This window comes from Streptomyces sp. NPDC001828 (assembly GCF_042892175.1).
Classification (GTDB): domain Bacteria; phylum Actinomycetota; class Actinomycetes; order Streptomycetales; family Streptomycetaceae; genus Streptomyces.
The window spans coordinates 135,238-153,089 of record NZ_JBIATV010000018.1 but is presented as its reverse complement, the minus strand read 5'-3'; the positions used below and the strand labels follow the sequence as shown (position 1 = coordinate 153,089).

Below are 17,852 nucleotides of genomic sequence, written 5' to 3'. Positions count from 1 at the left end.
CTTCGCTCTGCCTCCGGCAGCCGAATACTCGCTCCGCTCGTTTCGCGCGTCCCCGCGCGAATTCCCCGCCTCCGGCGGGGAGTTGGGAAATCGGCCTCCGGCCTATTTCCCAACTGCGTTCCTCCGGAACGAACAGAAGGGAGTGTTTGCGTTCCTCCGGAACGGAACAGGCCTGCCTTTGTGGTGAGTTGATGATGTGTTACCTGAGGGACTGTGAAGAGGGTTCCGGAGTGACGGTTCGGGGGAATCTCCGATTCCTTTTTAGACAAGGCTGGTTGAGATTCAGTATTCCGTATATGTGAGTGGGCTAGGGCTCCTCCGGAGCCCGCACCCCCGAGCCGGGACCGCCGGGCCGGAGGGTGGGGCTGCCTCCGGCAGCAAAAGACAGACACGGGAGAGGCAAGAGGAGGCAACGAAGCCACCCCACGGAAACGTGACCGCAGTAAGAGCCCACATGCCAGAGCGTCGGTGGCACACCCTCACCGACCCCCGTCCACTGCGCGGGCACCACGTGACCGCGCAAACCCATACTCACGCCAGTCCGATCCCCGCCGCACCCGCCAACCAAGCCCCACCCTCCTCTTCTTGATCATTGGGCGCAGGGAGTCGGGTAGAAGGGGATGCCTGACCACCCATCATGTCCAACCATGGCGCCTGAACAGGGGTTTTGTGGCTGTCCGTCAGGAAGGGGTGCAACACGCAGCGCAATAGTTTGCTGCACCAGATGATGCAACAGGTAGTGCAACAGATACGGATTCGGTGATGCAGCCGGCGCCCTATGGTGTAGAATTGATTTTGTAGCCAGGCGGCAACCTGGCTGTTGTTCACTCACCAACCCGAGGAGTCCCCTTGGAAGCACGGACCGTTGACGCGGTAAGCCGACTCACGATCCACCTTGCGGCAGAGCATGAGACCGACGCGCATGTTGGTCTGACGCTCATTCCGCTTCTCAAGATCCCGACAGCCATCATCGAATTCCGGCACCCTGTCGCCGCACGCGTTTGGTGGGAAGGCTGGTGCGAGGCAGCCGAGCTGCTCGACCGAATCTTTCCCGATCAGATTCCCGCAGGGAAATCGGGTGTACCCGCACTCACCGTCAACTCTTACATCCTCTTGGATGACGCACCCCGTCGCGCCAAGGTTCGAGGACGGAGCGCGACAGTGAGTCCCGACGGAATCGGAGCCCTATCCGTGACCGTCGAGGGACTGACGATCACGTGCGCCTCACGGAATGCGGTCGACTGCCAAGTCCGAGGGTGGCGAGCGGCATACGACATGCTCGCCAGTGACGGGGGGTACGGTCTGCCGTGCGCGGAAGAGGTGGCTAGGCGTGTTCGCGCCGACCAGGTCCGCCACGGGGCAAACGAGCTGTCATCGGTGGCCAACCGACATCCGGAGGGGCGGATCAGCCGGGGGCAAGTTGTTCGGGTACAACGCCGACCGGCCCGAGGCCAACGGGCCACGAAGCCCGAGGTTTGGGAAGGCGCCGTGCTGGACGCCGAGTACACCGATCGCGAGCTGACCGGCGTCGAGATCTACGGCAAGCGTGAGAGCACGAACGAAGTCCGGCGCGTGGCGTTCAGCCTGGCAGAGGACGAGTTCTTCCGTACGAGCGTGAAGCCGGTGGCGTCGCGGTAATTGCCGTCTTGCGGGGGGTGGTTGGGGCTTGACCACCCCCCGCAAGGGCGTATTATTGATTACACGAGAGAGCGGCAACTCTCTCGTGGCCAACTCAACCCATCCAAGGCAGGGGACCATGAACGAGTTCAAAGATCATGTACGTCTGACGCTCGACGGTAATGACCCGGATACGCCGCGCAAGGACGAGATGCGGTGGCGTCCGGCGCCGCCCCTGGAAGGCGCTTCCACTGACGTGGATGTCTCGGCGGACGCGGAGGCTGCCCTCACCGATGCGGCCGCCGTACTGGGGCAGGCCCAGGACGCATTCTTTGCCCTGCTGGATGTTCTCGGGACAGGGACGCACACGATGGTGTGCTCTGTTTACTCATCTCTCGGCGGGGAGGTCGGGTTCCTCCAAGTGCGATCTGACGACGCCGACTTGATCGCGGTAAGCGAGGTCGAGGCACTCACGTTCTGGGTAACTCTCTCGTTCGGGTTCCTGCCTGGCGCCACCGGTGGCCTGGTGGTGCGCACGACCACGCCGGACGGTACGGAGACCGCACGCGGGTGGTCCGTCCGGGACGGGTGGCTGCACCCGCTCACCGCCCGCGAGGTCATCACCTCGTACAGCATCAACCCAGAGTCCGGCGAACCCATGGATCCCGAGCAAGGCGTGGCCTATCTCTCGGCGGAGGTCCTGACGCGCCCCTCCCCACAGCCCGCTCCCGGCAATGAACCGGCCGAACACAGCCAAAGCGCGGCATCCGACCGGAACCCCCCGAACCGCCGCCGCTGAGCACCGCTCCGGTGGGGCCGGTCGCTGGACCGGCCCCACCGGGCCCCCGGTGTGAGCGGCAACTCACCCGGCACCGACACGCCCAGGAGAGAGAAGACATGACCACCCAGACACCCGCCACCCCGACCGCCGAGCAGCCGACCACGCCGGATGCCCTGGAAACGGCTCCCCTGCCCCGCAACCTCGTACGTCTCACCGCCCAGGCGGAAGCGGCCGGGTGGGCCGTCACCGTCACGACGCAGCCGGGACGCTGCAACCTGCTGCTCACCGCCCCCCAGCAGACTGGAGAAACGGCCCTACGGTGCGTATGGAAGGCCACCGCTCAGGGGTACCGCTGGGGCGGAGCCACCCTCACCCGCTACGGCCAGCAGGCCGCCGAGCGCATCACGTGGCGCGCCGTCCAGGACGTTATCGCCGCCGAGGCGCCCACCGCCCCCAGGAGGCCGGCAGCGCCGGATCTGTCCGCGTCGGTCCCACTCGCCGACCCGGGCGAGATCATCCACGCCTACACCCGCGCCCGAGCCCTGGCAGACGGCGTCCTGGTCGCCGCCGACGCCGACTCTGCCCGGGAGGCCGGCTTCCGCGTCCCGGTTGCCCTCACCAGCGCCGCGTGGGAGGACTGCGTGGCCTGGCACGAAGGCGACAGCGACCGGCAGGTGCCACAGGACGAACGAGGTCGCCTGTGGGACGTGTTGACCATGTGCCGGGCCGCAATCCGGCGCAGCAGAGGGCGCGAGGGACAGGTCACCGTCGACCTGCGCCGGGTGCCGCGCGACGGCCACACCCGACAGGCCCGCCCGGCCGAGCTCGTCTGCGCGATCGGGCCCGGTGACCACGGCGAACCCGTGATCACCATCATGCAGCCCGGCGAAGACTGAGCGCTCGACCAGCCCGGTGGTGCGTGGCCCCCGGGCACCTGATCCGCAGATATTGGCACACCTCACCGCCCCCTGGAGCATGGCGGCGTCGCCGTGACGGGCTCGCCGCCTTGGCCCGCTCCCGCATCTGGTGCTCCGAGCACGCCCACCTGAAGGAGACCCCGTGTCCGACCGTTCCGCGCTCCATCTGTACGTCTACGCCATGCCCGACGAGGACCGGGCCGCCGTGCGGCGCGGCATCGAGGACCACTGTCTTGAGCCATACGACAACTCCGGCACCGGCATCGTGCTCGGGATGCGGTACCTGACCGAGGAAGTACCGGTCGGCTCCGCGCACGACCTCGCCGTGCACCTGCTCACACAGGCCCCCTGCACGGCGTTCGAGCTGTGGCAGGACCCGGTGTTCCAGGACGCCGGCCACTACGTGGCGCACCTTCCAGGGATCGGCGTCTACGAGGGCGAGTGCGACTCCTACGGCTCGCCCCTGGTGAAGCTGACCGAGGTACTCGACGTCCTGACCGTGGCGGCGCCCAACGCCTCCCCGCTTCCGGCCCGTCACGTCGCGCACCATGTGCCGTTCTTCACCGCCCTGCGGCGCGCCCAGGCAGCACGGCGTCCCCGAGCAGCATGACTGCCCGACTCCCCCAGAGAAAAAGAGGGTTGCCCCCAGCCTCATAGGTGTATAATTGATTTCATGAGCAGGCGGCAACCTGCTCGACACCAACCGCCCACACCAGGAGCACCCATGAACGACACCGCGACAACGACACCCGTGCAGCGGGTCACCCTGCGGCTCGGCCAGATCCGCGTCAACGCGAGCAACGTCCGCCAAAACCTCAGCCTCAACGAGAAGTTCCTCAAGTCGATCACGGCCAACGGCGTGAAGGTCCCCGTCGTGGTTCTCCCGCTCGGCGAGGACACCTACGAGCTGAAGATGGGCCACCGGCGCTACTTCGCCGCCCGGACCACCAAGCAGAACAAGGACGAGCAGGACGCGATCGAGGTCCCCGCCTACGTGCTCGACCCCTCCCTGCGCGAGGCGGGCGAGGACTTCATCGACCAGCTCATCGAGAACGACGACGACTACCGTCGGGGTCTGACCGAGCTGGAGCAGGCCGACGCCCTGTTCGGCGCGGTCGGGGCAGGCATGAAGCAGACACGGGTCGCCGAGCTCACCGGCCGCTCCCGCAGGCACGTGTCGCAGGCCGTGAAGACCTCCCAGTCGGTCGGCGAGCAGACCCGTTCGGCACTCGTCGATGCCGGTGCGTACGACCTCGACCTCGAAGTCCTCGGAGTGCTGGGCGAGTTCGACGACGACCGTGCCGCCGTGGACCGGCTTCTGGACGCCTACGCCAAAGGCCGCTTCGAGTTCCAAGCACAGTGGGAGCGCGACGAGCGTGCCGAGCGGCGCGCCCGTGAAGAGGTCCGCCCGCAGCTCCAGGCCGCCGGGGTGCCGCTGGCCGAGGACGGCGACGCGCTTCCGCCGACCGCCGAACCTCTCAGCGAGCTCGACGGGCCGAGCGGCTCGTCCGTGAGCCCCGAGGCGCACGCCGCGTGCCCCGGTCACATGGCGGCATGGGCCGACAACCCGCGCGAGCCCGGCGAGGTGGAGTACTTCTGCACCGACCCGGACCGCTTCGGCCACCGCCCGCCCAAGGAGGACGCCTCCGGAGCGGAGGACGACCAGGCCGAGGAGCAGCCGCGGGCGGCGGGGGCGGCGAAGCCGCCGGAGCCGGAGCGCGAATACATCAAGGCGGGCAACAAGGCCTACCGCGCCGCCGAGAAGACCCGGCAGGCCTGGCTCAAGGAGCTGATCGGCCGCAAGACCGCACCGAAGCCGCTCGCGGCTTTCGTCACCGGGCAGCTCCTGATCTGCCCCAAGCCGGTGGCCCAGTGGGTGGGCGACGCGGGCCGCCGGGGCCTGGTCAAGGAGCTGACCGGCTACGACCAGCCCGCCGAGCGGGCCAAGGCGGCGACCCCGGCCAAGCTCACGCTGCTGAACTTCGCGGTGCTGGCCGCGTCGTTCGAGAAGCGAACGAGCGAGGTGCGGACGTGGCGCACTGACAGTACTGCCCGATCCGCCGTCTACGAGCTGCCGGAGACTCGTTCCGACGCCCGTACATGGCTGGCCTTCCTGGCCACGATCGGCTACCCGCTCTCCAGCATCGAGCAGGCCATCGTCGACGACGAGCCCTACCAAGATGGCGTGCCGGAGGCGGACGACGACGCTGGTCAGGCCGACGAAGAGGCCCAGGAATCCCCGGACGGCATGAGCACCGAGGACTCCTGCGAGGGCGCGTTCTGACCCCGTGCCCGGGGCCGGGCCTTGACGGTCCGGCCCCGGGCACCCCCTCTCCTTCCCTCTCTGCGCGCACTCCGCCCGGAAGGCCCCGCCATGCTCCATTCCGAACTCCGGCTCAACACCTCTCTGTTTGTCGCCCAGGCCGCCGTCAGCAACCACACGGGACTCATCGCCCGGGCCGGGCTCGCCATGCCGGCCGCCCCCTTCGGCTCCCCCGCCTGGCAGCTGCCCTCCCTGGTCGCCTACCTCCACCGCCTCCACCAGACACAGCAGGACCCCTCCCCCGAACTGTGGCGCGCGCACACCGAGCGGCCGTCCGGCCCGGTGCCCCGGCCGCATATCCGCTACCAGGCCGATGGCCTGCACGACGCGAACGCGGTGTGCGTACTCGACATCCAGCTCGGCCCGCGCGACGAGAACACCGGCTGGCCCACCGCCCACCTCGCCGTCATCGAGCAGGAGGAAGGCCCCTGCCCCTTCGGCCGCATCACCCGGCGCCACGGCATCGAAGCGATCGCCGCGTACACCGCCGAGGAACTGACCGCCGAGCACGCCCGCCTGGCCGACCGTGCCCGCCGCCACCAGGACACCCACCTCGCGCGCCTCGCCGAACTCGCCCAGCGCGCCGCCAACTGGGCCGACACGCTCCGCGCCACCGCACACGTCAACACCGTCCACGCCCAGACCGCGAAGGCCCGGGCCCGCATCACCCGCTGACCATCACCACTCACCGCCGCCCGTGGAGGCCTGCGCCATGTCCGAATTCGAGCCCGCTTCGCCGACCTACGCCATCTCCGACACCGTCGTCGAGCACACCCTGCGCGGCCGGGACCGCACCAGCGCCGACCTGCCCGGCGGCTACCGGCTGACCCTGCGCACCCGCGAGCTCCATGGACCGGTGAGGGCCGCGCTGGCCGCGCCGTCGCCCACCGGCCTCGCGCGTATCTGCATCGCGCGCTTCAGCCCGGTCACCCCGATGCCCGCTATGGCGCGCGTCCTCGACGCGGTCACCCGCTACGCCCCCGCCCTCCCCGACGCCCGTAACGCGCACCCGTCCCCGCAGGCCGTTGCCCGCCTGCTCATCACGGGCACCTCCTTCCACCGGCCCGGCGAGCCGGGACTGTTCGTGCGGTTCGGGCCCGCGGAGGCCTGGCTGAACGGCAAGCGGCTCAACGTCACCCTGGGCAGCCCTGCCAGCGGTGTCAGCCTCATACTGGAGGGTCCGTGGGACGCACCGTCCACCGCCCGCCTCACCGCCGCCGTCCTGGGCGCACTGACCGGCGCCGAGCAGCTCGCCGGCGAAGTGGCCGCCCTGCTGCCGCTCGGGCCGTGGTGGGTCGTCTCCGACCAGTACCACCCCAACGCCGCCCTCATCCTGCACAGCAGCAGGCGCCCGGACCCGGAAGACCCCTTGGGCCGCCGCTTCTCCCCCGCTCTGCGCGACGTCCGGAACGACCTTCCGGGCGTCCGGTCCGACGGGGACTTCCGGGAACGGGTCTCCATCGAGGGCTCGGCCGTCGCCCTGCGGATCACGCGGCAGGAGCGCGCCGTTGCCCGCCTAGTCCGTACTCGCGTATCCACCAGCGTCCCGGGCACGGACAAGGTAGAGGACACCCGGACGACGTTCGCCCCCGCCAACACGGCACCCAACCGACCGCAGTCCGGCTCCTCTCACGACGCCTCCCAGCTGGCTCTCTGCGTTGCCTGCGAGGACGAGCCGTACCGGTACGGCGTGAAGCTGGATCTCGGCGAGTGGGGATATGTACTGGACGCCCAATCCGTCCTGTATGGGCCCGGCTGGTTCCCGTTCCACCAACACGTGACGCGGAGGGAGAAGGACCCCGCCTACCCGCTCAACGACCGCGAGGTTCCCAGCGGGCGCACGACTCCCGCCACGGTGCGGATTTCCCCCGACATCGAGAACTTCTCCTGGGGCAACGAGTACGTACAGCTCACCCCCGTCGACCACCGGGTCGAAGCCCGCCTGCGTCTCTACGTCGGCCAGCGCCAGGCGAGCACTCTGGTCCGAACAGCCACGCTGGAAATCGACCTTCGGGCGCGGCGGGTGACACTCCCCGCCCGGCTCCCCGTCGCGCTGCGCCACCAGACCGAGACCAAAGGCCGGCGGATCCTCGACCTGCTCCTCGCCGCGCGCCGCGAACGCCGAGGGGGAGCACCCGAGCCGTGGTCCGTCCTGGCGCCCTGGTGCCGCGGCGACCCGCCCAGAACGGGCACCTGACGCCGTCGCCGACCGCGCAATCCGCGCCGCACATCGCGGCCCCTGCGTCGCTCAGCACTTCGCCCCACCGCCGGTCCGGGGCGGCAACCCCGGACCGGCACCACTCACCAGCCCATCGCCTTGAGAGGACCCTGTGATGTCTGCCGACGAACAACCGCCGCTCGATTTCGGTGCCGTCTGCCAGCGGTGGAGGAACCGCCGGCACAGCTGGAGGCCGACCGGTGAAGGGGGATTCGACCCCACCCGCTACCGCGTCCGCGAGATGCCGAACGATCTGGTCCACACGGCGAAGGCCTTCGTCCTCGCCCACCACCACAGCGGATCGTGGCCCGCCGTCCGCTGCGCCTACGGTCTCATCGACACCGACGCGCTCGCAGCAGGCCAGTTGGTGGGGGTGCCCACCCTGGGGATCCCGACCCAGGTCGCCGTGCTCACCTGGGTGTTCGGCCGGCTCACGCCGTACGAGGAGTCGCTGGCGCTGAACCGGCTGGTGCTGCTCGACGATGTACCGGCCAACGCGGAGACATGGGCACAGGCGCGCGCCTTCCGGCTGGCGGCCGCCCGAGGCGTCCGCGGGGTCGTCGCGCACAGCGATCCCGAGCCCAGGACGCGTCTCAGCGCCCACGGGCCCGAGATGATCTTTCCCGGCCACTACGGGACGATCTACCAGGCTAAAGGGATGGACTACCTGGGTAAGACGCGCCCGCGGCGCCTGACCGTGCTGCCTGACGGCTCGGTCCTCCACGACCGCGCGATGTCCAAGGTCCGCAACGGCGAGTGCGGCCGCGGTGGAGCCGAGCGGCGCCTGGTCGCTCTCGGCGCTCGCCCTCGTAACGCGGGCGAGCCGGGCCGGGCGTGGCTGGCGGAGGCCCTGCACGCCGCCGGCGCGCGGGGCGTACGCCACGGCGGCTGCCACCGCTACGCCGCTTATATCGGGCCGCGTACCGGCCGGCTGCTCACCGCCACCTCCTACCCGTATTCAAAGGCCGGCCAAGGGGGTGTGGCCGCATGAACGCCGTACCCCGCCACGGCGGCGAGGGCGTCGATCTGGTCATCAACTGGGGTTTGGGGGTTGATTCGACCGCGTACATCGTGAAGATGCTGAAGGACCCTGCCGCCCACGGAGTCGACTTGGCCCGCGCTGTGGTGCTGCACGAGCTCACCGGGGACGAGTGGCCGGCCACCCGCGCCCATGCGGAGCAGTACGTGCTGCCGCTCCTTCGCGAGCGCCGGGTGCGGCTCGTTCAAGTCGCCCGGGCGAGCAGGTCGTTGGAGATCGCGGTCATGGACGACTCCCGCGAGCCCGAACGGATTATCGAGCGCGGACCCTGGGCGCTGTGGGACGAGTACGAGAGCGGCGGCACCGTTCCCCAGCAGGGCGGCATTCGGCTCTGCAGCCTGCATGCCAAGGGCGAAGTCGGAGACGCCTGGATCGACCAGGAGATCGGCAACCGGCCGTTCAGGCAGGTGATGGGGTTCAACGCCGACGAGGCCGGCCGCAGCCGCCGGGACGAGGCCGCGAGCAAGAACCCGCTGCGCCAGGGCATATACCCCTTGATTGACTGGGATTGGGGGCGAGAGCGATGCGAAGCCTTCCTGTATGAGCGGTTCGGTGTGCAGTGGGAGAAGAGTTACTGCAGCTTCTGCTGCTTCCCGGTCTCCATGGGAGCCATGGACGCACACCTGGACCGGATGCGCGCCCACCCCGAGATCGCGGGCCGGGTGCTGCGCCTGGAGTACACGTCGGTCAGCCTCAATCCGCAGGCGAAGCTGTTCGGCCGCAGGAGCCTGCTGGAGCAGTTCGACCCCCGCCGCGGCGAGGACCGGGCCGTCCTCGTCGCCTTCGAGGAGGAGCTCACCTGTCCGTGGGCTCTGTACCACGTGCGGCGGATCCTGCCCGTGGCGAAGGCGGACCCCACCCGGCGCGGGCGACCGCTGCGCTCCGTGGAACAGGTCGACACGGGCCGGGCGTCCTCCCTCGGCCGGAGACTGCTCAGCATCTCGGAGCGGCACGGTGTCCCTGCCGAGATCGACAAGCGCTACGGGCGTGTGCGGGCGTGGGTACAGCGGCGCGGGCCGACGCTGCCCACCGTGGAGGAACTCCTGGTCACCGCCCCGTTCCAGGTCCGGGACAAGCAGGTTCCGCACTTCGAACGGACGTGGGCCGCCCACCGCGACAACCGGTCATGACGGTTGCGCGTCGCGCCGGCGAGATTGACAGCCACCCACCAAGAGCGCAATATTAATTACGCACATTAAGCGGCAAGAGCGGTGGGCGGCGGAAGGCACCCTCTATACGAGGGTGTCGCCCCAGGGCGGCAACCCCGACCGAACGTCCCGCCGACCACCTTCACCAACTCAACTCACCCGTCGGCGCGTGAGCGCCGAGGGCTCAGAGGAGCAGGCCTCAGTATATGGGGCTCGCCCCGGACGGAGACTGCATGTCCAAGGCCCTGAACCCGCAGCGGCGCGCTGTCGGCAACCGTGCCGTGGTCAACCGCGACTGGATCCGCGAGTTCACCGGCGCCAGCGTCGGCACCGCGGCCCGCTGGTACAAGGTGCGCGACGAGCAGCCCCAGGAGCACCGTCATCCCGAGAAGGAGCGCATCGACGGGTCTGACTTCTACGACGAGCGCCAGTTTCGCCACTTCTACAGCTGGTTCCAGCAGGAGAAGGCGGACAAGGTCCTCAAGGCCGCTCCCGAGCTGCACCAGGCCGACCCGGAGGACGTCGTCTCCATCAACACGGCCGCGACGTGGCTAGGTTTCTCCGGGCCTTCGGCGATCCGCAAGTACCTGAGGGACAACCCCGACTACTTCCCCAAGCCCCTCGCCGAGCCGGTCCAGGGGCCGACCGGCCGCATGATCCCCGCCTTCCGCGTCGGCGACCTGCAGGACTTCGACTCGAAGCGCACCGGGGACAAGCTCGGCAAAGCCGGCCGCCGTCCCGGACCCCAGTCCGGCGCGGCCGTCGGCCGCCCCTCTGCCCTGGAAGAGGCCCTCGCGGGCGCACTGAGGGCCCACGCCGGCGACGAGCCGCTCACGGCCACGCAGCTAGCCGGGCAGTACGCCGCCGAGGCTATCGACCGCAACGGCTACCACCCGGGACTGGCCGCCGAACTCAGCACGCGGTACGGCGGCCCGCAGCGATCCTGGGAGTACGTCGTACGCACCACCCTCGCCCACCGCCCCGCCACCGCGCCTACCCGCTCGGAAGCCGACCGCAGGCAGGCCATCGCCCTGGCCGCCCTGCGCGAGCACGGCGACATCCGCGGCCTCGCCGCCTCCCTCGCCCGCGAGCACGGAGGCAGCCCCGACGTCTGGTCGCGGGCCGTGAGCACGGCACGCAAGGCAGCCGACTCCACCGCCTGACCACCCGACGCCGAAGGACGCCCAGATGCCCAGCTACCAGCTTCGCGACACCACCACCCGCCAGCTCCTCGCCCGTGACCTGGCCAACTACGCCGCAGCCGAGGCCGCCCTGGACCGCCTCGACGACGAACTCGAACACGCCCTCGCAGCCAACCGCGAAGGCTCCGGGCGTATCCGGCTGCGCCTCGACGTCGAGAAGGTCACCGACGGCCTCACCGAGTCCGTCGGACACCACGTGCTCCTCCTCGGCCTCAGCGACCACACCGACCCGCTCCCCGCGCTGTAACAGCATGGGAACCCCCCGATGCATCGCCCCACCATCGGCACGGCACAAGCGACCGCATCCGACAGACCAGTCACCAACCACACCGGTCACGCGGCCAATGCCAAGCATCTGTATGTCACCCGCACCGACCCCGACGCGGGAGCACGGTCCGAGCCGATGGCGATCCGAAGCATCCCATCCCTTCCTGGAGAAGCTGAAGAAGACGGTGTGTGCGTGCCAGCCGCCTCGCATGTCGCTCACGCGGCCGCGGCGGCTCTGAACGGTCTGTGGGTAGAGCACCACCGGGGCGCGGTTCGGGGAGTTCGGCGCCCGAGGAGTGCACGTCGCGTGCACAAGCTGCACGCGGGATTACCAGAGACAGAGCACGGCCTCTTGGCCGATCCCCTTCTTGCTGTGGCCAGGAGGGTGGGCGACAGCCCGGCGGGTGTCCGGCTCCCGCCCCCGGGCAAGGGGCGGGAGCCGGGGCCGGACGGCCGCCGTTCCAGGACGGCCACCCGGCGGCCGCAGGAGAGCGCCCCAGAGCGTCAAAGGATCCGGCGCACTTGCTCCTGCGGCAGGGGCCCGGCGGGGGGCTGGTCCCCGAGCCCCGCTCAGGGGGCGGATCAGCCGTCGTGCACGGCGACCACCCACGATCGGAAGGTGTCGCGGCTGCGCGCCGGCGTCAGCAGACCCTCGCGGGACAGCACCATGAAGGCCTCCTTCACGTCGCGCATCGGCACGCCCAGCTCGCGGGCGGTCGGCGCGAGAAACAACCGCGTTCCCGGCGGCCACCCGCCGCGCTCGATCCGCCGCCGCACGCGCATGGTCACCGGCGTCACGACGCGGGCCGCCGCTCGGCGAGGAGGTCGGCGAGAAAGCGGCTGACGGGCTGCGCGGTGTCGTGCTCCAGCGTCCAGAAATCGCCTGCTGGATCGGCGCCTTCGAACCACCAGGTCCCGTCCGGGTCGGCCCGCAGATCGAGGACGACGTATGTCAGGCCGAGCTGGGCGGCGAAGTGCTGGATGGCCGCTTGGACGTCTTCGGGAATGACCGCGAGCGGCGTCATGGCCGGTCGCGGCACGTCCCGCTCCCACGGCGCGATGAGGGGCGGCAGCGGCGCCTCGGCGGCGAACAGTGTGCCGTCGACGTCGACGATGCGCACCCGGTGCACGCACTCAACGGCCTTCTGCACCACGTGAGAACGGCCCTGCGTCAGGTGGGCGCCGGGGCCGGCGCCGGCGCCCGTCATGTGCGGCTCGCCCCACGATACGAACTGCACACCGCCGAAAACGGTCGAGAACAGGGACAGGCCGTACGGGTCGCAGTCGATGGCGACCGGCAGCGTCGCAAAGCCCGCTTTCGCGGCCGCGACGAGCTGCACGGCAGGTGACTGCACCCGGTACCGGTCGTCGGGGCTGCCGATCCACAAAAGGTCCTCGCGCGTCCGCAGGAGCGCTTCGAGCTGGACCTGTCCCTCAGGGCCTGCCGGGTGCTCGGGTGAGGTGACCGGCGGCCGCCACAGCACGGACACGATGTCGTCGGAGTAGACCGTCACACCCTGCACGGTCAGCTCGAACCACACCTCGCCGTCCTCGACGAGGGCGTTGAGCGCAGTCAGGTCGCCGATGTCCGCCGGGTCGACCCGCATGACCTCGACGTCGTCGCTGCGGAGCCGTAACTGCCGCTCCACACGGTCGACGCCCAAGTCCTCCAGGGCCGCCACGACCAGGACGACGCGCTTGCTGTCCACCACATGCTCCTCAAGAGGTCAACGGACTCACCACGGAGCCGCGGGGATGTGCCAGGTGCCCGGCCCCACCGCTATCGAGGCACAGGGGCCGGGCGCTGCCCAGGCATGCAAACCGGGCAGCGACCGCACGGCGAGGGGCCCGGAGCCAATCCCGAGCTCTGGCGTGCCTGCCGTGCGATCACGGGCCCCGGCCTTCCACTCCAAAGCCCGTATAGGGGGTGCCGTGCCCGGCCCGGCCAGGGGCCGGCCGGGCACGGCGGCCGCGGGCGTGACGGGGGCTCAGGGACCGTCCCCGCTCAGGGGTCCCGAGCGCGCGGCACAGCGCCCTGCGGCTGCGGCCCGGGGACCACCCGGGCCGTTCAGGGGGTCAGGAAGGCCGTCTGCCGCGCACGATGACCGTGCCCGGAAGGCCTTCCTTCGTGGGCGGCGGCGGCACCGTCCATGCCTCTTCTTCGGTGAAGCCGGCCGCCGCCAGGAAGTCCAGCCACTCGCCCGGCGCATACGACCAGCGGTGTGCCGGCATGACGTCGGTGTGCGGGGTCCGGCCGTGCTCGCCGTCCTCGGGCGGCCGGTGCGAGAACACCAGCACGCCGTCCGGCTTGAGCCGGTCCAGGATCAGCGGCAGCAGCACCTCAGGGTCGCAGAACCAGACGGCGCCGAACACGGACACCACGGCGTCGAACTGCTCACGGCATCGGGTGAGGAACCGCTCGGCCGTGTCGTGGTGGAGCTCCAGGCGGTCGCCGTGCGCGGCACGCGCGGCGTCGACCTGGGCGCGTGACACGTCGACGCCGATGGCGCGGCCGCCGCGCGAGGCGAGGTGGGCCAGGTTCGCGCACGCCCCGAACCCGAGGTCGAGGACGCTCGTGCCCGGTCCGCACGGGATGAGCTCAACGCCCGGCCCGTGCGCAGGAAACAACGTCCACTGCGTGAAGTGGAACCGCTCCGGGCCGCGCGCCCAGATCTGGCTGCGGTCCTTCGTGGCGTACGCGTCCCAGGCGGCTTCCTCGCTCGCGTATGGGGTGTCCTCGGCCATGCTTTTCCCTCCCGGCTGGTGGTGCTGGATGGTGCGGGTCCGGCCCCCTGTGGGGCTTCACGGGGCGGGATTTTCCGCCTCGCGGGCCGGGCACGCAGGCCTCTCTGCTGTCGGTCAGAGGGACGACTGGAATGCCGACGCGGCGGGCTGTGCGGCCGCCGCCGGCGCGGTGGCGCGGAGCAGTACGCGCGGCCGGTCGCCGCGGGCGAGCGCGGTGGCGCGGTCCGCCAGCGACCGGCGGCCGCGAAGTGCGGGCGGGGCGGGCAACTTCGCGGCGGCCGCCGAAACGAGGTGGTTCACAGTGCTGCTCCTGTCGGTCCAAGGGGGTGGGCACAGTCCGTCCGCCTCTCGATCGGTCCGGGGAGGAGTGGGCCTGGCGGGTGGACTGTGCCAGGGGGCCCGGCACGACATCGCTCATGGGTGGGAGACCAACGCTTCCGTTAGGCGAAACGAGGTCGAGCGGGGTCGTGCCGGGGGCTTGCTACCGCCTGCCGGCCGGGCCGTCACGGGCATGGGCCCTTCACCGGCTGGCAGGCGGAATCCTCACGAGAAGCTGGAGTCCACGGGGTTCTGCAAGACGAGCGCGATCGTCTTGCCGTCCGGGTCCAGCTTGTAGCCGTCGACGGACCGCCACCGCTGCCGCAGCGCCGACAGCTGGTCCTTGGTCAATCCGTGGTGCGGCAACTGGTGCTCGCCTGTCTCGGACGCCTCGGGTAGCGCCTCCGCGACCTTCGTCACGACGTGCAGCACCCCCTCGGGGGCGAGCCAACGCCGGACGTCGGTCAGGAACCGCGCCATGTCGAGGTAGGACAGCGACAGGCGGCACGTCACGATGTCGATGCTGCCCGGCGCGAGGAACGTCGGGATCGGGTCCGTGTTGACGTCCCACAGCTCGTACGTCGGCCCGACCCGCGCGCCGAGTGACATGCTCCGCGCCTTCGACAGCGCCACGGCGGAGAAGTCGAAGCCGCGCACATCCGTGCCCATGGCGGCCAGGGCCCGCGTCCACTCGCCCATGCCGCAGCCGATGTCCACGGCCCGGCAGCCGACCCGCATGTCCTTTGCCTCGCGGATCGTCCGCACGAACGTCTCGAACATCTTCCGTTCGGCAGGGGTGACCTTCTCGAAGACCGTGCCGTGCTGGTAGGCGAGGTTCCAGTGCTCCGCGGTGCGCTGCTCCTGGACGATCACGCCGCGTCTCCCTCGGGCCCGGACTGCACGAAGTACGCGAGGCGTTGGGGATTGAACCTGCGGCGCAGGTCGGCGTCGGCCGGGACACCGAATACGTTGACCGGCTCGGGCCCGGTCGGGGCCGGAAGGATCTCGTCGAGGGCCTGCTGCGGCACTCGGCGCGGAAGCGGCGACGGGGTGGACATCAGGGGCCTTCCTCAATGGGTGGTCAGGAGTAGGGGAGACGTGCTGATCACGACGCAGACGGCGACGATGCCGAGCTGGAGGAGCCACTGGCGCCAGCCCCACCGCCGCTTGTCGAGCCACGCCACGAGCCGGTTGGCCCGGCCTAACCCGCTCACGCGGCGGTCTCCGGCACGACCAGCGCGACGAATGCCGGCCGGCCGCACAGGAACGTCAGCTGCGCCAGGTACTCGTCCGCGTCCGGGCTGATGTGCCACCGGTTCAGGACGATCACGCCGTCGGCGAAGCCCTCGTGGACGTACCGCCGCACCATCAGCCAGTCCTTGCGCTGCATCGGCGGCAGCGTGCCCGCCGGATCGACGAAGACCCGCGTCATGTGCCAGCCACGGCGCACCGCTTCCATGCGGAGCATCTGCTCGACGTCGGCCGCGGCCTCGCCGAACGTGACCTGGACGTACCCGGCGACGCGGCGCCGGCGGCAGGCCCGGCCCGCTAGGGCCATGTCGTTCATACGCTGACGCTTCCGGAACAACAGCTCACCAGCAGTGGGCTGCTGGCCGCGTATTCCGGTGATCTCGGCGTGCGACGCGTTGTCGCGGTCCATCAAGTCGGATCGTGCTCGTCGTGCCGTGCTCGGTGACATGGGGGTGTCTCCGTCGAAAGGGCGGGTGGGTTGGGGCGCGCTCCTCACTCCGTGACCTGAGTGGTGTCGGCCTCTCCAGGGGATGGTCCACTGGCGAAGACCAGCCCCCTCCAAGGAACCGTTCCGCGAGTGACACCGCCCGGAGCGTGCACCAACTAGCCTCGCTGCATTGCGAGTTGAATTGCAATCCGAACGTCGTTCTCGATTGCCCTGGAGGTGAAATCGGTATATGACTGGACGCGAACCGAGGGGCCTTCGAGGCGAACCGAGGCTCCGACCAAGCGAACCGGTACTTACGCGGCGCGAACCGACGGTGTCATCATCGAAACCGACAGGTCATCGGCGCGAACCGGTGAAGGGGGGTACCAGCGGCATGGCGGCGAACACCGGCTCCACCTTCCTGCGGATCATGTTGGGAGCAGAACTGGGTCGACTCCGTGAGAAGGCCGGCCTCAGCGGGGAGCAGGCCGCGCGTGCTGCGGCCTGCGCGGCATCGACCATCACGAACCTGGAGAAGGGAACGACAGGGTTCCGCCGCATAGGGCAGTTCACTGATTTGCTTGAGGCCTACGGCGTCGACTTCGATGGCCAGGCCCTCCTCATCGACTGGTACAAGAACGCCAAGGGCGAGGACTGGTGGACGCCCAACACCTCGGTCCTGCCGTCCGGGATGCCTGCCTATCTGGGGTTCGAATCCGGCGCGATCGGTCTCAACACCTGGGTTCCGAGCGTCGTGTATGGGCTTCTACAGACGGAGGAGTACGCACGCGCGCTGATCGAATCGGCCAAAGCCGCAGACGAGCGAAACACTGAGTTCGTCGACAGCTCGGTCGCGGTCAGAGCGAACCGTAAGAAGATCATCACTGAGCAGGGCGTGGAGCTCGTCTGCGTGATGGACGAGGCCGCGCTGCGGAACATGGTCGGTGATCGGGACATCATGCGCGGGCAGTACGAAGAGATCATCCGGCTCAACGAACTGCCGAACGTGACGGTGCAGATCATCCCGTTCTCTGCCCCGGCCTACCGCGTGACAGCAGGCCCGTTCACGCTCCTACACTTCGAGCCCACATCACTGCCGGGTCCAGTGTTGTCGATGGACACGGTTTCCCACGCAGTGCAGGTCATCTCGAAACAAAGGGTGGTCAAGCAGTTCGATCGCCGCTTCAACTTCCTGTCGCGTGCCGCACTGCCGGAACACGAGACGTCTGCACTGCTCGAACGCATCGCACGAGAGGTCTGATCACCATTAACACGCACACCGCCAACGGCCGTCCCTACGGCGAATGGTTCAAGTCCCCGTACAGCAGCGAGGGCGGAGGCCAGTGCCTGGAAGCCTGCCCCGAGCCCACGTCTGTCCGCGTCCGCGACTCCAAGCAGGAGGCAGGACCCGTCCTGACGTTTACATCGGTGGCTTTCGCCGCCTTCGTGAAGTACGCCAAGGCCTGAGCAGAGCTTGCAGTGTGGCCCGGCTCCCCCACGCCGAATGCGGGGGAGCCGGGCCACACTCGTACATCCGCACCCGAAGGTCCCAGAAGCCTACCGGCGGCAGGAGGTGCAGGTCAGCCCCTGCGGCGGATT

21 protein-coding genes are annotated in these 17,852 nt (G+C 69.7%); 13 read left to right on the top strand and 8 right to left on the bottom strand.

Features of this window, described 5'->3' with window-relative positions; genetic code table 11:
* Positions 1-1,488: 1,488 nt before the first annotated feature.
* From ACFYZA_RS37020 to ACFYZA_RS36970, 11 genes are all read left to right on the top strand, one after another.
* Entirely contained in the window at positions 1,489-1,638 is a 150-nt protein-coding gene (locus ACFYZA_RS37020; RefSeq protein WP_382597490.1) for a hypothetical protein, read from the top strand.
* Positions 1,639-1,756: 118 nt separating this feature from the next.
* On the top strand, positions 1,757-2,416 hold the full coding sequence (locus ACFYZA_RS37015; protein WP_382597492.1) for a hypothetical protein: 660 nt from the start codon (positions 1,757-1,759) through the stop codon (positions 2,414-2,416).
* A 98-nt stretch (positions 2,417-2,514) separates the two neighbouring features.
* Positions 2,515-3,294, top strand: a complete 780-nt coding sequence (locus tag ACFYZA_RS37010; RefSeq protein WP_388494777.1) for a DUF6573 family protein — start codon at positions 2,515-2,517, stop codon at positions 3,292-3,294.
* A gap of 163 nt (positions 3,295-3,457) precedes the next feature.
* The gene (locus tag ACFYZA_RS37005) at positions 3,458-3,925 is read left to right on the top strand and encodes a hypothetical protein (protein WP_388494776.1); all 468 of its coding nucleotides are present in this window, start codon (positions 3,458-3,460) and stop codon (positions 3,923-3,925) included.
* Between the two features lie 114 nt (positions 3,926-4,039).
* Complete coding sequence (locus ACFYZA_RS37000; RefSeq protein ID WP_388494775.1) at positions 4,040-5,599, top strand: ParB/RepB/Spo0J family partition protein; 1,560 nt, start codon at positions 4,040-4,042, stop codon at positions 5,597-5,599.
* A 90-nt stretch (positions 5,600-5,689) separates the two neighbouring features.
* Positions 5,690-6,313 carry a hypothetical protein gene (locus ACFYZA_RS36995; protein WP_388494774.1) on the top strand — a complete coding sequence of 208 codons (624 nt, stop codon included), beginning with the start codon at positions 5,690-5,692 and terminating at the stop codon, positions 6,311-6,313.
* A gap of 37 nt (positions 6,314-6,350) precedes the next feature.
* Positions 6,351-7,835, top strand: coding sequence for a hypothetical protein (locus ACFYZA_RS36990; protein ID WP_388494773.1), 1,485 nt, complete (start codon positions 6,351-6,353; stop codon positions 7,833-7,835).
* Between the two features lie 136 nt (positions 7,836-7,971).
* The gene (locus tag ACFYZA_RS36985) at positions 7,972-8,847 is read left to right on the top strand and encodes a hypothetical protein (protein ID WP_388494772.1); all 876 of its coding nucleotides are present in this window, start codon (positions 7,972-7,974) and stop codon (positions 8,845-8,847) included.
* A complete protein-coding gene (locus ACFYZA_RS36980) occupies positions 8,844-10,025 on the top strand; it encodes a hypothetical protein (RefSeq protein WP_382597506.1) in 1,182 nt (393 codons plus the stop codon). The genes ACFYZA_RS36985 and ACFYZA_RS36980 overlap by 4 nt, the downstream gene beginning before the upstream one ends.
* A gap of 251 nt (positions 10,026-10,276) precedes the next feature.
* On the top strand, positions 10,277-11,206 hold the full coding sequence (locus tag ACFYZA_RS36975; RefSeq protein ID WP_388494771.1) for a hypothetical protein: 930 nt from the start codon (positions 10,277-10,279) through the stop codon (positions 11,204-11,206).
* Between the two features lie 25 nt (positions 11,207-11,231).
* The gene (locus ACFYZA_RS36970; RefSeq protein WP_189765769.1) at positions 11,232-11,492 is read left to right on the top strand and encodes a hypothetical protein; all 261 of its coding nucleotides are present in this window, start codon (positions 11,232-11,234) and stop codon (positions 11,490-11,492) included.
* Between the two features lie 602 nt (positions 11,493-12,094).
* On the opposite strand, the gene ACFYZA_RS36965 is transcribed toward ACFYZA_RS36970, so the two are convergent.
* The 8 genes from ACFYZA_RS36965 to ACFYZA_RS36930 form a co-directional block, all read right to left on the bottom strand.
* Positions 12,095-12,301, bottom strand: coding sequence for a hypothetical protein (locus tag ACFYZA_RS36965; RefSeq protein ID WP_388494770.1), 207 nt, complete (start codon positions 12,299-12,301; stop codon positions 12,095-12,097).
* A gap of 5 nt (positions 12,302-12,306) precedes the next feature.
* Positions 12,307-13,221, bottom strand: coding sequence for a hypothetical protein (locus tag ACFYZA_RS36960; RefSeq protein WP_388494769.1), 915 nt, complete (start codon positions 13,219-13,221; stop codon positions 12,307-12,309).
* A gap of 367 nt (positions 13,222-13,588) precedes the next feature.
* Positions 13,589-14,257, bottom strand: a complete 669-nt coding sequence (locus tag ACFYZA_RS36955) for a class I SAM-dependent methyltransferase (RefSeq protein ID WP_388494768.1) — start codon at positions 14,255-14,257, stop codon at positions 13,589-13,591.
* A 114-nt stretch (positions 14,258-14,371) separates the two neighbouring features.
* A complete protein-coding gene (locus tag ACFYZA_RS36950; RefSeq protein ID WP_388494767.1) occupies positions 14,372-14,557 on the bottom strand; it encodes a hypothetical protein in 186 nt (61 codons plus the stop codon).
* A 243-nt stretch (positions 14,558-14,800) separates the two neighbouring features.
* Entirely contained in the window at positions 14,801-15,448 is a 648-nt protein-coding gene (locus ACFYZA_RS36945) for a class I SAM-dependent methyltransferase (RefSeq protein WP_388494766.1), read from the bottom strand.
* Positions 15,445-15,633, bottom strand: a complete 189-nt coding sequence (locus tag ACFYZA_RS36940; protein ID WP_388494765.1) for a hypothetical protein — start codon at positions 15,631-15,633, stop codon at positions 15,445-15,447. Before ACFYZA_RS36940 ends, ACFYZA_RS36945 begins: the two co-directional genes overlap by 4 nt.
* Before the next feature lie 12 nt (positions 15,634-15,645).
* Positions 15,646-15,789, bottom strand: coding sequence for a hypothetical protein (locus ACFYZA_RS36935; RefSeq protein ID WP_388494764.1), 144 nt, complete (start codon positions 15,787-15,789; stop codon positions 15,646-15,648).
* The gene (locus ACFYZA_RS36930; RefSeq protein ID WP_388494763.1) at positions 15,786-16,235 is read right to left on the bottom strand and encodes a hypothetical protein; all 450 of its coding nucleotides are present in this window, start codon (positions 16,233-16,235) and stop codon (positions 15,786-15,788) included. The genes ACFYZA_RS36935 and ACFYZA_RS36930 overlap by 4 nt, the downstream gene beginning before the upstream one ends.
* A 412-nt stretch (positions 16,236-16,647) precedes the next feature.
* Here ACFYZA_RS36930 and ACFYZA_RS36925 point away from each other — a divergent pair, with 412 nt between their 5' ends.
* Positions 16,648-17,514, top strand: coding sequence for a helix-turn-helix domain-containing protein (locus tag ACFYZA_RS36925; RefSeq protein WP_388494762.1), 867 nt, complete (start codon positions 16,648-16,650; stop codon positions 17,512-17,514).
* Positions 17,511-17,720: a DUF397 domain-containing protein gene (locus tag ACFYZA_RS36920; RefSeq protein ID WP_388494784.1), complete on the top strand. Its 210-nt coding sequence runs from the start codon at positions 17,511-17,513 to the stop codon at positions 17,718-17,720. The genes ACFYZA_RS36925 and ACFYZA_RS36920 overlap by 4 nt, the downstream gene beginning before the upstream one ends.
* The last annotated feature ends 132 nt before the right edge of the window (positions 17,721-17,852 follow it).